The organism is Microbacterium sp. Bi121 (assembly GCF_918698005.1).
Lineage (GTDB): Bacteria > Actinomycetota > Actinomycetes > Actinomycetales > Microbacteriaceae > Microbacterium.
In genome coordinates this window covers 82,423-96,380 of sequence record NZ_CAKKLJ010000001.1, presented here as the reverse complement: position 1 = coordinate 96,380, position 13,958 = coordinate 82,423, and the positions used below count along the sequence as shown (strand labels likewise).

The window sequence follows — 13,958 nt, the reverse complement described above, 5'->3', positions numbered from 1 at the left end:
CTCGGGGAACGAGGCTCAGGCCTCGGCATCCTCCGGTACGAAGTCGACGCCGGCCTCGGCGCGCTGCGCATCCGTGATGGGCGCGGGCGCGCTGGTCAGCGGGTCGAAGCCGTTGCCGGTCTTCGGGAACGCGATGACCTCGCGGATCGACTCGGTCTTCGTCAGGTGCTGCAGCACGCGGTCCATGCCGAGCGCGATTCCACCGTGCGGCGGTGCGCCGAACTTGAACGCGTCCAGCAGGAATCCGAACTGCTCGTTCGCGACCTCGTCCGAGATGCCCATGACCTCGAACACGCGCTTCTGCACATCCTCGCGGTGGATGCGGATCGAGCCGCCGCCGAGCTCGGAGCCGTTGCAGACGATGTCGTACGCGTAGGCGAGCGCCGACCCGGGGTCGGTGTCGAAGGTGTCCGCGAACTCCGGCTTCGGGCCGGTGAAGGCGTGGTGCACGGCCGTCCAGGCGCCGGCGCCGACAGCGACGTCACCGGATGCCACGGCATCCGCCGCAGGCTCGAACATCGGAGCATCCACGACCCACGTGAACGCGAACGTGTCGGGGTCGAGCAGACCCTGGCGACGGCCGATCTCGACGCGCGCCGCACCCAGCAGTGCACGCGAGTCCTTGGCGGAGCCGGCCGCGAAGAAAACGCAGTCACCCGGCTCGGCGCCGGTGAGTTCGGCCAGACCCGCCTGCTCCTTCTCGGACAGGTTCTTGGCGACGGGGCCGCCCAGAGTTCCGTCCTCGTTGAACAGGACGTAGGCGAGGCCGCGGGCACCGCGCTGCTTCGCCCAGTCCTGCCAGGCGTCCAGCTGCTTCCGCGGCTGCGAGGCGCCGCCCGGCATCCGTACAGAGCCGACGTACTCGGCCTGGAACACGCGGAACGTCGTCTCGGAGAAGTAGTCGGTGGCTTCGACGAGCTCGAGTCCGAAGCGCAGGTCGGGCTTGTCGGAGCCGTACTTCGCCATCGCGTCGGCGTAGGTGATGCGCGGCAGCGGGGTCTGCACCTCTACGCCGATCGTCTTCCACATCGCGGTGATGACGTCTTCCATCATCTCGATGACGTCTTCCTGGTCGACGAAGCTCATCTCGATGTCGAGCTGCGTGAACTCCGGCTGACGGTCGGCGCGGAAGTCCTCGTCGCGGTACGAGCGAGCCATCTGGTAATACTTCTCGATGCCGCCGACCATGAGCAGCTGCTTGAACAGCTGCGGGCTCTGCGGCAGGGCGTACCAGCTGCCGGGGTGCAGGCGAGCCGGCACGACGAAGTCGCGCGCGCCCTCCGGCGTGGATCGGGTGAGCGTGGGCGTCTCGACCTCGACGAACTCGCGGGCGTCGAGAACCTCGCGGACGGCCCTGTAGACCTTCGAGCGCAGGCGAAGAGCGGATGCCGCTGACGGGCGTCGCAGGTCGAGGTAGCGGTACTTGAACCGAACGTCCTCGCCGATCGTCTCGCTGTCGCCGAGGCCGGTGGAGACCTGGAACGGCAGGGGAGCGGACTCGTTGAGCACCTCGACCTCGGTCGCGATGACCTCGATGTCGCCGGTGGGCAGGTTCGGGTTCGCGTTGCCCTCGGGGCGGCGAGAGACCGAGCCGGTGACCTTCAGCACGAATTCGCTGCGCAGCGGGTGGGCCACCTCTTCGTCGCGGATGACGACCTGGGCGATCCCAGAGGCGTCACGAAGATCGATGAAGGCGACTCCTCCGTGATCACGACGACGATCGACCCAACCCGTGAGGGTGACGGTCTGACCGATGTGGTCGGCTCGCAGCGAGCCGGTCGTGTGAGTGCGAAGCACGGAGATTCCTCCAGTTCAGAAAAGGGAACTCCGCCATTCTACGGGGGCGCGGCCGGGGATCCGCGGGGCGCTGGATGCCGATGGATAGACTCGGCCGCGATGGGCCGTGCCGGACGGCCGCGCGAACAGGGAGTGCGCCGTGGACTGGAATCTGATCAGCGACCAGATCGCCACGACGACGTCCATGTGGCTGTCTCTCGCCCTGTACGTGCTCTACGCCATCACCATGTGGCGGGTCTTCGTGAAGGCCGGGTATGCCGGCATCCTGGCGCTGATCCCGATCGTGAACTGGATCTTCCTCGTGAAGATCGCCGGTATGTCCGCCTGGCTCGGGCTGCTCTACCTCATCCCGATCGTGAACATCGTGTTCGCGATCATCGTCGCCGTGAAGGAGGGCGCGAACTTCGGCAAGGGCGTCGTGTTCTCGTTCTTCCTGCTGTGGATCTTCCCCTTCATCGGGCACCTCATCATCGGCTTCGGGTCGGCGACCTACCGGAAGGTCTGAATGCCTGCCGAACGACTGCACCTCGTCCGCCACGGAGAGGTCCACAACCCTCGCCGCGTTCTCTACGGGCGGCTGCCGCACTATCGACTGAGCGAGGACGGCCGGCGGATGGCGCGTGCCGCAGCCGAGTACGTCCAGGGGCTCGAGCGACCCGTGACGACATTGCGCAGCTCGCCCCTCCAGCGCACGCAGGAGTCCGCCGAGCCGTTCAGCGAGATCTTCGGGCTCGTCCCAGCACTCGACGAACGCGTCATCGAGCCGACGAACGTGTTCGAGGGCACGCGGATGAGCCGGTCGCTGCGCGATCCGCGCAACTGGTGGCACCTGCGCAATCCTTCGGTGCCGACCTGGGGTGAGCCGTACCAGTCCATCGCCGTGAGGATGGAGGAGGCGATGAACAGCGCGTGGAACGAGACGGAGCGCGGGGATGCCGTGATCGTTTCGCACCAGGCGCCGATCTGGATCACGCACCTCCACGTCGCGGGCCTCCGCCTTCGCCACGATCCGCGCACCCGGCGCTGCGCGCTCTCGAGCGTCACGTCCTTCGAGCGGGTCGGCGACGTGTGGCGCGAGGTCGGCTACGCCGAGCCTGCGGCCGCCGGCATCGACCTCGGCGCCGTGTAGCAGCGGTTCACGACGACGCGAACTCCTGCACGATTCGCGCCGCGGCCATCTGCCCTGCCGCCGCGGCCTGGATGACGGAGGCCACAGGCCCCGGCAGCGAGGCGCGGTGGGCCAGGTCGCCGGCCGCGAGGATCCCCGGCTCAGAGGTCTGACCGAAGTCATCGATCTCGATGGCGCCGGAGGGCAGCATCCGCAGTCCGCGATCGGCGGCGAAGGAGGCCCGCTGCCGCACGGTTCCTGCTGCGACGAACAGGCCGGCGACGGCGACGTGCGCAGCGGTCGTCGTGACACGCGCACCGTCAGCCTCTGCGGCGACGGACCGCACGAGGCCAGAGTGGATGTCGGCACCCGCCGCCTCCAGCGCCGCGCGGTCCTCATCCGTCGGCTGCTCGTCGAGCGCGAACACGGTGATGCTCCGGACGATGGGGGAGAGCATCGCGACCAGGTGGACCGTGCGCGCGGCCGCCCCGAGGATTCCGATGTCTCGTCCGGCGAACTCGTGGCCGTCGCAGAACGGGCAGGTGAACGCGCGCAGACCCCACAGACCCGCGAGGCCGGGAACGCCTGGGAGGTCGTCCGCGACGCCGCTCGCGAGCACGATGCGGCGCCCGCGCACCGTCGACCCGCCCTCCAGTTCGAGGGTGAAGTCGTCGACGACGCCCTCGATGCGCTCGACTCTGGCGTCACGGGCCTCGACGGTGGAGTACTCCGCGAGCTGAGCACGGGCCGTCGCCCGGAACTCCGCCGGCGGGGTGCCGTCGGAGGCGATGATGTTGTGCATGTGCTCAACGGTTCCATTGCGGTACTCCCCGGAGTCGAGCAGCAGCGCTGTGCGGTGCATCCGGCCGAGAGTGAGGGCGGCTTGCAGGCCGGCGGGGCCGGCTCCGATCACGATCGCGTCGTACATGGTGGATCCTCCTGATCTTGCGTTCTCGACCAGTGTGTGACTTCATGTCAACATGAAGTCAAGCGCTACGCATCCCTGGTCCGTCGGCGATGTCGCCGAGCGGTTCGATCTGCCCACGAACGTGCTCCGGCATTGGGAGACAGTCGGGCTGCTGCATCCGGAGCGCGACTCCGCTGGACGTCGCCGGTACGGCGAGGATGAGGTCGTCCGCATCGCGATCATCCAGCGGAGCAAGCGCGCAGGCATGACGCTCGAGCAGATCGGCGTGCTCCTCGACGACGGACGCTCGGGCAGGCACGAGGTTCTGCACGCGCACCTGGACGATCTCGACAAGCGGATGCTGGAGATGCAGCGCTCCCGTGAGATGACCGAGCATGCACTGCGCTGTCGTGCCCACGACATCACGATGTGCCCGCGATTCCGTGCCGGCGTAGATGACGTGCTCGCCCGTTTCTGACGGTGCGCGGGCGCCGGGTTCCTTCCAGATCACCCATAGAAACCCCTGCGTAGACTGGGAATGTGCCCGCTTTCTCGCCGAACCGACGCGCCCGTCGGATGCTCGGAACCGCGCTCGCCGCGACGATCGCCTTCTCTCTGACGGCGTGCGGAACCGACCCCGTCGCCGAGCAGTATCTTTCCGGCGACGGAAAGGGCTACATCTCGGCGGACGGCGCGGTCGAGGAGATCCCCGTCGCGGAGCGCGGTGAACCGGTCGTCTTCAGCGGCGTGACCGAGAACGGCGACGACTTCGACAGCGCCGACATCGCCGGCGATGTCACCGTCGTGAACTTCTGGTACGCCGGCTGCGCCCCGTGCCGCGTCGAGGCCGGTGACCTCGAGACGGTCTGGCAGCAGTACGAGGCCGATGACGTCTCGTTCGTCGGCATCAACATCTACGACCAGGCCGACACCGCGAAGTCGTTCGCCAAGACCTACGGCGTGACCTACCCCAGCATCATGGACGTCGACAGCGGCGCCGCGAAGCTCGCCTTCGCCAACGCCACGCCGATCCAGGCCACGCCGACCACGCTCGTGCTCGACAAGCAGGGGCGCGTCGCTGCTCGCATCATCGGGCCGGTCGACGGCGCCAGCATCCTCTCGACGCTCGTCAAGGATGCTCTCGCGGAGACGGCGTGAACACGAACGAGCTGATCGGCTCCGGCGCTCTCTGGCTCGCGATCCCGGTCGCGATGCTCGCCGGTCTCGTCTCGTTCCTCTCGCCGTGCGTGCTGCCGCTCGTTCCCGGATACCTCGGCTTCATCGGCGGGGCCGTGGCGCCGAAGACGACGACGGACGCCGCGGCACCGGCGCGCGGCCGTCTCGTGTTCGGCGTGCTGCTGTTCATCCTCGGCTTCAGCGTCGTGTTCATCGCGTTCACCGCGATCGGCGGAGCAGCCGCGGTGTTCTTCCTGCAGTGGGGCGATCTGATCACCCGCATCCTGGGTGTCGTGATCATCGCGATGGGGCTGGTGTTCCTCGGGCTCTTCGGCTTCGCGCAGCGCGAATGGCGCATGCACGTCACCTCCAAGACCGGTCTCATCGGCGCACCCCTGCTGGGCTTCGCTCTCGGCATCGGGTGGGCGCCGTGCATCGGCCCGACGCTCGCCGCGATCACGGCGGTGTCGTGGACGCTCGGCGATCCGTGGCGCGCAGGATTCCTCGGCCTGGCGTACAGCCTCGGCCTCGGCATCCCGTTCCTCCTGGTCGCTCTCGGCTTCGGCTGGGCGACGAAGGCGATCGGCTTCCTGCGTCGCCACATCCGCATCGTGAACATCATCGGCGGCGCGCTGCTCATCGCACTCGGCATCCTCATGGTCACCGGGTTGTGGACCGACATCATGTCTCGACTGACGGCGGTGATGGGCAGTGTCATCCTCCCACTCTGATCCCCGCCCCGATCCTGATACCTCCCAGAAGGATGCCGTGACGAGTTCCGATCCGCTCCGTCCCTCCGACCACATCGACGGCGACGGTGGCTCGATCGCCCAGCCCCGCCTGGACTTCGTCGGCTGGCTGCGCTGGGGCTGGCGTCAACTGACGTCGATGCGCACCGCGATCATCCTGCTCCTCGTGCTCGCGATCGCGGCGATCCCCGGCTCGATCTTCCCGCAGCGGATGGCCGACCCCAACGGCGTGACGCAGTGGCAGACCGACAATCCCGACCTGTTCCCCGTGCTCGACGCGATGGACCTGTTCGACGTGTACCTGTCGCCGTGGTTCTCGGCGATCTACCTGCTGCTGTTCATCTCGCTGGTCGGCTGCGTCGTTCCGCGCATCAAGCACCACATCAAGGCGCTGCAGTCGCGCCCGCCGCGGACGCCCGCGCGTCTGAAGCGGCTCGAGGACTTCCGGGAAACCGTTCGAGAGACGACCGACGCGGATGCCGACGCCGAGGCATCCCGCTCGATCGACATCGCCCAGAAGCAGCTGAAGGCGCTCGGCTACCGCGTCGAGCGCTACGACACCGCAGCCACGTCCGGCCGAACGTACTCGGTGTCGGCCGAGCGCGGCTACTGGCGCGAGACAGGAAACCTGATCTTCCATCTCGCGCTCGTCGGCGTCCTGATCAGCGTCGGGCTCGGCGGCAGCTTCGCCTACACAGGGCAGCGCGTGGTCGTCGAGGGCCAGACGTTCGTGAACACGCTGCTGGACTACGAGTCGATGAACCGCGGACGCTTCGTCGGCGACGACGCGCTCAGCCCGTATTCGATGACCCTCGACTCGTTCGATGTGACCTACCAGGAGTACGGCTCCGCGGCATCAGGGCAAGCGGGCGACTTCTCGGCGAACGTGACCGTTCGCGAGAACGGCGAGTCCCGCGAGGATGCCGTCCGGGTCAACCACCCGCTGGACATCGCCGGCGACAAGATCTACCTGCTCGGCAACGGCTACGCCCCGACGATCACCGTGCGCAACTCCGACGGCGATGTCGTCTACAGCAACTCGGTGCCGTTCCTGCCGCAGGACAACGCGCTCACCTCCCTCGGCGTCATCAAGGTCACCGACGGAATGCCGGAGCAGCTCGGCATCGCCGCTTTCTTCTATCCGAGCGCGGCGAAGCTCGAGAACGGCGCCTACGCATCCGCCCACGGCGATCTGCTCGCACCGCTGCTGACGCTCCGGGTGTACGAAGGCGACCTCGGCATCGACGAGGGCACGCCGAAGTCGGTGTACGTACTCGACACCGAGGAGCTCACGCCCATCGTCGGCGACGGCAGTGACGCCCCGTCGATCGAGCTCCAGCCCGGGGAGTCCGCCGATCTGCCCGACGGCCGAGGATCGATCACCTTCGAGGACGAGTCCCCGGCCGGAGCCGTGGACTTCACGCAGTCGGTCAAGCGGTTCGCCTCGCTGCAGGTGCACCACGATCAGTCGGCCGTGTGGGTGCTCGTCTTCGCGTTGAGCGCGCTGGGCGGTCTCATGCTCGCCCTGTTCATCCCGCGTCGTCGCATGTGGGTCAAGGCGACCGCCGCGGACGGCGAGGTGCGCCTGGAGTACGCCGGTCTCGCTCGCGGCGAGGATCCGACGCTGAAGGCCGCCGTCAACGATCTGGCCGACGGTCACGCCCGGCTGCTGGATGCCCCTTCCTCCCGAACCACCCGAAAGTAGACTGGGACAATGCCCGACCTCGACTCCCTCTCGATCCTGTTCATCTGGACGGCGATCGCGATCTACGCGGCAGCCTTCGTGGCATACGCGTTCGACCTCGCCCGTCGCTCCGAGGTGAGCGCGGACGCGCGACTGGTCCGCGAGCGCGACGCGATGCTGGTCGGGGCAGGTGCGCCCGCCGCCGGATCCGGCGCCCCATCCGGTGCGGATGCTGCGGACGCCGCATCCGATCCGGCGGCATCCGATCTTCAGAAGCGGCCCCGTTACGTCATGGCGCGCATCGGCACGGCGCTGACCGTGCTGGGCTTCCTGTTCCAGCTCGCCGCGACCATCACGCGCGGCATCGCGGCAGAGCGCGTGCCGTGGGCGAACCTGTACGAGTTCGCGATGACGGGCACGCTCCTGGTCGTCTTCGTCTACCTGCTGGTGAACACCCGGATCGACTTGCGGTTCCTCGGCACGTTCATCACCGGTCTCGTCGTGATCCTCATGGGCGCCGCGGCGATCAGCTTCTACGTCGGCATCGTGCCGCTGATGGACCCGCTCAAGAGCGTCTGGCTCGTCATCCACGTCTTCGTCGCATCGCTCGGCACGGCGTTCTTCGCCCTCGCATGCGCGCTGTCGGTGCTGCAGCTGATGCAGTCCCGTCGCGAGCGCAAGATCGTCGAGGCCGCCGAGAAGCAGGGCCCCCGGTTCCTCGCCACCCTTCCGGACGCCGACCGGCTGGAGGGCATGGCCTTCCGCTTCGCGATCGTCGGCTTCATCTTCTGGACGTTCACGCTCATCGCCGGTGCGATCTGGGCTCAGGACGCCTGGGGCCGCTACTGGGGCTTCGACGTCAAGGAGACCTGGACGTTCATCATCTGGGTGCTCTACGCCGGATACCTCCACGCGCGCGCGACCCGCGGTTGGCGCGGCAACCCGTCGGCGTGGCTGTCGATCGTGGGGTTCACCGCGGTGATCTTCAACTTCACGATCGTGAACGTGTTCTTCAAGGGGCTGCACGCGTACAGCGGCCTGAGCTGAGCCGCTCTACCCGAGGGGAATGACCTCGGCGTGCTCGACGCCGTCTTCGTACCAGACCAGTTCGGCTTCGGCCACGGTGCAGCGCGGCTGGTCAGCGAGGTCACGTCGTGACGCTCGCTCGAGATCGGCCCAAGCCTCCGGAGCGAGGGTCTTGCCGTAGACGACGGACAGATGGAAGATCCAGTCGTCGAGGGAGAGTTCACCGAGACGGCGGAAGTCGGTTCGGTCGAGCGCGGCCGTGAGAGACGCGTAAGCATCGATGAGGGACGCCGTCCGCGCCAATCGCATGATCACGATCTGCCACGGCGCGGGGAAGGTGTCGATCGCGTCGGCGACGATGTCGATCGGATGCTGCGCCGCAGCCCAGTCGCGAACGAGCGCGGCGACCTCGTCGCGTCGCTCCGGCTCGTAGAATCCCCGCAGCGTGACGTGCTCGGTGTGCGGATGCTTCGTCCCCGACGGAAGAAGCTTCAGCAGTTCGCGTTGCGTCGCCCGGTACTCGCCGGCAACCGGACCCGTAGGCCGCAGCACCAGGTACTGCTGGCCGTCGAGTGAGGCCAGCTGATCGGGGTGGGTCATGAACGGTCGTCGCATCCTCCGACGGTAGCGCGCGCGGGGAGGTGTCGCGTTGTGTCGCGTCATGCGCCCCCACGCGGCGCGAAGGGACACCTCCCGACGGCGAGCGGATGCTACGCCGCGGCGAGCACCGCCTTGGCCGAGGTCGTCCGGCGCAGCGCCACCACGATCGTCGTGACGATCAGCGACAGTACGCCCCACACGATGAGACCTGCGACCGCCGAACCGTTCGCTGCGATCAGCCCGGTGAACGCCGGCGCCGTGGGGAGCGCCGCCCCGATCGAGGCCAGCCAGCCCGGCACCGTCGAGATGAGTCCTGTCGCGATCGCGACGACGCCGACGAGCGCGCTCACCCAGCGCCCTGCGCCTCCGAACACCGCGACGAGTGCCTGGTTGACCGCTGCGAACGCGACGCCGGCGACGATCGCGGTTCCCGCGAACGCCCACCAGGTCGATGCGTCGTAGGAGGCCACGATCTGCACGATCAGCGCGACGAGGACACCCTGTCCTGCTCCGATCGCCGCGGCGGGCCAGAAGCCGCCGAGCGTCAGCCAGGCGGACGAGCGGCGCGACGTCAGCGTGCGGGCAGTGTGTGCGCGCATCACGAGGAATGACGCCAGTCCGCCGAACCACAGCACCACAGCCGCGAGCAGCGGGATCGCCGTCGGGCCGAAGATCGTGTTCGCCTGTGCGTTCGAGGTCACCGGGTCGGCGATCACGGATGCCAAGGACGTCGACTCCTGATCGCTGAACGACGGCAGCTGATCGGTGGCCTGGTGCAGGCCGCCGGCGAGCTCCGTGTTCCCATCGGCCAGGTCGCCGAGGCCGGAGGCGAGTTCGCCTGCGCCATCGGCCAATGCCGTGGCGCCCTCGCTCAGCCCGGTCGCCCCAGTGCTGAGCTGCGCTGCTCCGGCCGCCGATTGGTCGACACCGCCGGCGAGCTGGTTCAGGCCGCCCGCGAGATCGCTGGCACCCTGGCCTGCGGTGCGCAGTTGACCGGCCATCGTCTTCGTCGCCTGCGTGTCGAATGCGGAGAGTCCGGTCGCGGTTCCGGCAGCAGCCTGCGAGGCCATGCCGGCCGCGCCCTGCAGCTCGGGCATCCCGTCGGCCATCTCCTGCAATCCGACGCACACGGGGTCGGTGGTCTCTCGACCGACGCAGGCCGCGAGCAGACCGTTCATGCCGGCTGCGAGCTCGTCGACACCCGTCTTGACCCCTGCGGTCGCCTGCTGTGAGCCGTTCGCGGCGGTGAACAGCTGATCGGGCACCAGTCCGGACCGCTCGAGCGCTGCAGCCCCGCTGGTCAGCCCGCCGCCGAGCTCGGCCGCGCCGTTCGCGGCATCCCGCGTCCCCGAGGCGATCGTTCCGAGTCCGGATGCGAGGTCGGAGGCACCGGAGCCCAGCTGAGCTGCGCCGTTCGCGAGCTGCGTCGCGCCGTCCGGGAGCTCGGCGGCCCCGTCGGCCGCCGAGCGGGCGCCGTTCGCGAGCTCGTCCGCGCCGTTCGCCGCCTCACCGATTTGGTCGCCGATGGTCGTGAACCCGACGAGCACGTTCTCCATGGTCGCCTCTGACAGCATCGTGCCCATGGTGTCGGCTGCGACCGAGGCGATCTGCGACGTGATGAGGTCGTCGGCGACGAGACCGTCATCGGGCGTGGTCACCTGGATCGTCGCCTGCTCGGGTGTGCCGCTGCCGCTCGAGATCCGCTGACCGGCGGATGTCGCCGCGGCGGAGAACTGCGACGGGATGGTCACCACGGCCTGATAACTGCCGTCGGCAAGCCCTTCTGCGGCGTCATCCTCGTTGGAGATGACCCAGGTCAGGTTCGAGTCCATGTCATCCGATCCGTCGACCAGGCCGGCGGCGAGCTGACGACCCAGCGGCGTGTACTGGTCGTCGATCGTGACCGGTTCATCGTTGTTCACGATCGCGGCGGTCATGGTGTCGAGTCGCTCGGTCGGGTTCTGCAGTGCCGCGACGAGGATGCCGCCGATGATGGCCGGCAGCAGCAGCACGCCGAGAACGGTCAGCAGGGTGATGGGCTTGCGGGCGCGCGCCCGCTCGATGGAGAGGTTCATGCGTTCACCTCGCGGTTGGAATCGGACGCGGTGGAGGGGTGTGCGGGGGAGAGATCGATGGTGCCGGTGTCGGGCCAGGCGGCCTCGGCGAGGATCGCGCGGGCCACACTCGCATCGGATGCCGTCGCGAACACCGCGAGCGGGCGGGATGCAGCGGCGTGCTGCAGCATGGTCGTCGCCTGATCGCGCTGGCCGCCGGTGAAGCGGTCGATCCCGTCGATCACGATGAGTGCGGATACTCCGCGCAGAGCCTCGTGCAGGTCGAGGAGCGCGGCATCCGCGTCATCCACCAGCACGGTGCCGACGTGGCGACGAACCCAGGCTGCACGTCCCGGCAGCAGGTGGCCGGCGACGCGGAGCTTTCCGGCATCCGGAGTCAGGCGGCCGGCGATCGCCAGCGCGACCGCGCGGCGCACACGGGCGTCCTGACCGGTCGCGATGACCGCCTCGCCTGGTGCGAGACGCAACGACAGACCCTCGACGATCGGCGCATCCGCGCTGAGCACGATCTCATCCGCGGCCACCACCGAGTCATCGCCCGGCCATGCGGCGAGGTGGCGTTCGCGCTCGACGGCCTCACCCTCGATGTCGACACTGGGCAGGATCTTCTCCAGCCACCTCGGGATCTCCCACGCGCGCTCGCCGAGGATCGCCATGAGGGCGGGAATCAGGGTCATGCGGACCAGGAAGGCGTCGATCGCGATGCCGGCGGCGAGCCCCAGGGCGATCGGCTTGAGCGATGAGTCGCCCTCGGGCACGAAGGCCACGAACACGGCGAACATGATGAGGCCGGCGGCCGTGACGACCTTGGCCGAGCCGGTGAATCCCGAGCGCACCGCGCGCAGCGCCGCTGCTCGCCGTTCTGCACGTGTCGTCGACTTCGACTGGGGGTCGTGCACGAAGTCTTCGCGCATTCGCGAGACGAGGAACACCTGATAGTCCATCGCGAGGCCGAAAAGCACGCCCATGAGGATGATCGGCATGAAGCTGATGATCGGGCCGACCTTCGCCACATGCAGGGCGTCGGCGAGCCATCCCCACTCGAACACGGCGGCGACGACGCCGAACGCGGCGATGATCGACAGCAGATAGCCGAGGGCGGCGGTGATCGGCACCCAGATCGAGCGGAACACGATCGTCAGCAGGATCAGCGACAACCCGATCACGAAGACGCCGAACGGCAGCAGCGCGCCGCCGAGCTGGTCGGAGATGTCGATGGCGACGGCGGTGAAGCCGGTGACCTTGATGTCGATGCCGAACTCGTCGAGCCATTCATCGTGGTGCGAACGCAGCTCGCGGACGAGGTCGCTCGTGGCAGGGTCGTCGGGTGCGGTCTCGGGGATCACCTGCACGATGCCCGTGTCTGCTGTCTCGTTAGGGACGGCCAGAGCGACTTCTTTCACCCCGGGGACGTCTGCGACGGCATCCCCGAGGTCTTCCATCAGCGTGAGCGGGTCGGTCGACGTGACGATCGTTCCGGTCAGTACGAGGGGGCCGTTGAATCCGGGGCCGAACTGCTCGGCCGTGAGGTCGTAGCTCTGGCGCGCCTCGTCATCCGGTGCGAGCACGCCGGCATTCGGGAGCGCGAGATCCAGGCTGAGCGCCGGCACGGCGACGACGCCGAGCCCGACGATGACGGCGAGGGACGTGACGATCGGATGCTTCGTCACCCCGCCGACCCAACGGGAGCTGAAGCCGCGGCGGGGCGCCTTGCCCTTGCGGCCCTTCGACAAGCTCAGGGACCGAGCCGGTCGCCCGACGATGCGGCCCTTCAGGAACCCGAGCACCGCGGGGGTCAGCGTCACGGCGATCGCGACGGCGACGGCGACCGCGACGGACGCCGCGATGCCCATGGTCGTCAGGAACGGGATGCCGGCGAAGCCGAGCCCGATGAGCGCGATGAGCACCGTGATACCGGCGAACACCACGGCCGAGCCGGCTGTGCCGACGGCTCGTGCGGCGGATTCCTCCGGATCCACGCCGTCCCGCACCTGATCCTGGTGCCTCGCCATGATGAACAACGCGTAGTCGATGCCGACCGCGAGGCCGAGCATGAGGGCGAGCAGCGGCGTCGTCGATGACACCGTCGCGAACGCGGTGGCCGCGAAGATCCCGGCCATCGAGATGCCGACGCCGAGCACCGCGGTCAGCAGGGGGAGCCCGGCCACCACGAACGACCGGAACGTCACGATCAGCACGAGCAGCGCGATGACCAGGCCGACCGCCTCGGTGAGCGTCACACCGGGGATCGACATCGCGAACAGGTCGCCGCCGAGCTTGAGCTGCGTGCCGTCCGGCAGCTCGTCGCGCAGGTCGTCGACCATTGCGGTGAGCTCGCTCTTGGTCTCGTCGGACACGTCGGTGGCCTGACCGTCGAACTGCATCTGCACGATCGCGGCCGTGGCGTCCTCGTTCACCATCCCCTCGACCATCTCGTCATACGGAGAAGTGGCGGCGAGCACGCCATCGAGGTCGCCGAGATCCGCGACGGCATCCTCGATCGGCTTCCTGTAGTCGGCATCCGTCACCGCGTCGCCATCCGCTGCCACGACGATGAACTGCGCGTTCGTTCCGCTGACCTGGGGGAAGGAGCGCGAGAGCTGCTCGAGCCCCTCCTGCGCCTCCGTGCCGGGGATGCTGAACGAGTTGTCCGTGCCCTGCTGAAGGACGGCCGCGCCGCCACCGGCCGCGGCGAGGATGATCAACCAGGCGACGAGAACCCGCCACGGGTGACGGAACGACCAGCGTCCGAGCGACGACAGGAGTGTGGACACAGGATCCTCCGAGAGACGCGGATGGGAGAATGGATACAGAGATGTATCCGATACACATGTGT

The 13,958-nt window shown here is 68.3% G+C and carries 12 protein-coding genes; 7 read left to right on the top strand and 5 right to left on the bottom strand.

Annotated elements, in window-relative coordinates:
- Positions 1–15: 15 nt before the first annotated feature.
- The gene (gene aspS / locus LQZ87_RS00425; protein ID WP_230101475.1) at positions 16–1,797 is read right to left on the bottom strand and encodes an aspartate--tRNA ligase; all 1,782 of its coding nucleotides are present in this window, start codon (positions 1,795–1,797) and stop codon (positions 16–18) included.
- A 139-nt stretch (positions 1,798–1,936) separates the two neighbouring features.
- On the opposite strand from aspS, the gene LQZ87_RS00420 reads away from it, so the two are divergent.
- The gene (locus tag LQZ87_RS00420) at positions 1,937–2,302 is read left to right on the top strand and encodes a DUF5684 domain-containing protein (RefSeq protein WP_230101474.1); all 366 of its coding nucleotides are present in this window, start codon (positions 1,937–1,939) and stop codon (positions 2,300–2,302) included.
- A complete protein-coding gene (locus tag LQZ87_RS00415) occupies positions 2,303–2,926 on the top strand; it encodes a histidine phosphatase family protein (protein WP_230101473.1) in 624 nt (207 codons plus the stop codon).
- Positions 2,927–2,933: 7 nt separating this feature from the next.
- Here the strand turns inward: LQZ87_RS00415 and LQZ87_RS00410 are convergent, their stop codons facing one another.
- Positions 2,934–3,833 (bottom strand): NAD(P)/FAD-dependent oxidoreductase, encoded by a 900-nt coding sequence (locus LQZ87_RS00410; protein ID WP_230101472.1) that lies wholly within the window; start codon positions 3,831–3,833, stop codon positions 2,934–2,936.
- A gap of 52 nt (positions 3,834–3,885) precedes the next feature.
- Between LQZ87_RS00410 and LQZ87_RS00405 the strand changes: the two genes are divergently transcribed.
- The 5 genes from LQZ87_RS00405 (at position 3,886) to ccsB (ending at position 8,468) form a co-directional block, all read left to right on the top strand.
- Positions 3,886–4,290 carry a MerR family transcriptional regulator gene (locus LQZ87_RS00405; RefSeq protein WP_230101471.1) on the top strand — a complete coding sequence of 135 codons (405 nt, stop codon included), beginning with the start codon at positions 3,886–3,888 and terminating at the stop codon, positions 4,288–4,290.
- Between the two features lie 98 nt (positions 4,291–4,388).
- Positions 4,389–4,970 (top strand): TlpA disulfide reductase family protein, encoded by a 582-nt coding sequence (locus LQZ87_RS00400; RefSeq protein ID WP_230101912.1) that lies wholly within the window; start codon positions 4,389–4,391, stop codon positions 4,968–4,970.
- Positions 4,967–5,719, top strand: a complete 753-nt coding sequence (locus LQZ87_RS00395) for a cytochrome c biogenesis protein CcdA (RefSeq protein ID WP_230101470.1) — start codon at positions 4,967–4,969, stop codon at positions 5,717–5,719. The genes LQZ87_RS00400 and LQZ87_RS00395 overlap by 4 nt, the downstream gene beginning before the upstream one ends.
- Positions 5,720–5,756: 37 nt before the next feature.
- Complete coding sequence (locus LQZ87_RS00390) at positions 5,757–7,442, top strand: cytochrome c biogenesis protein ResB (RefSeq protein WP_230101469.1); 1,686 nt, start codon at positions 5,757–5,759, stop codon at positions 7,440–7,442.
- A gap of 9 nt (positions 7,443–7,451) precedes the next feature.
- Positions 7,452–8,468, top strand: coding sequence for a c-type cytochrome biogenesis protein CcsB (ccsB, locus tag LQZ87_RS00385; protein ID WP_230101468.1), 1,017 nt, complete (start codon positions 7,452–7,454; stop codon positions 8,466–8,468).
- A gap of 6 nt (positions 8,469–8,474) precedes the next feature.
- Here the strand turns inward: ccsB and LQZ87_RS00380 are convergent, their stop codons facing one another.
- The 3 genes from LQZ87_RS00380 to LQZ87_RS00370 form a co-directional block, all read right to left on the bottom strand.
- Positions 8,475–9,062 carry a 2'-5' RNA ligase family protein gene (locus tag LQZ87_RS00380; protein WP_230101467.1) on the bottom strand — a complete coding sequence of 196 codons (588 nt, stop codon included), beginning with the start codon at positions 9,060–9,062 and terminating at the stop codon, positions 8,475–8,477.
- 95 nt (positions 9,063–9,157) lie between these two features.
- Positions 9,158–11,122, bottom strand: coding sequence for a YhgE/Pip family protein (locus LQZ87_RS00375; RefSeq protein ID WP_230101466.1), 1,965 nt, complete (start codon positions 11,120–11,122; stop codon positions 9,158–9,160).
- Positions 11,119–13,896, bottom strand: coding sequence for an MMPL family transporter (locus tag LQZ87_RS00370; RefSeq protein ID WP_230101465.1), 2,778 nt, complete (start codon positions 13,894–13,896; stop codon positions 11,119–11,121). The genes LQZ87_RS00375 and LQZ87_RS00370 overlap by 4 nt, the downstream gene beginning before the upstream one ends.
- Positions 13,897–13,958 lie beyond the last annotated feature (62 nt).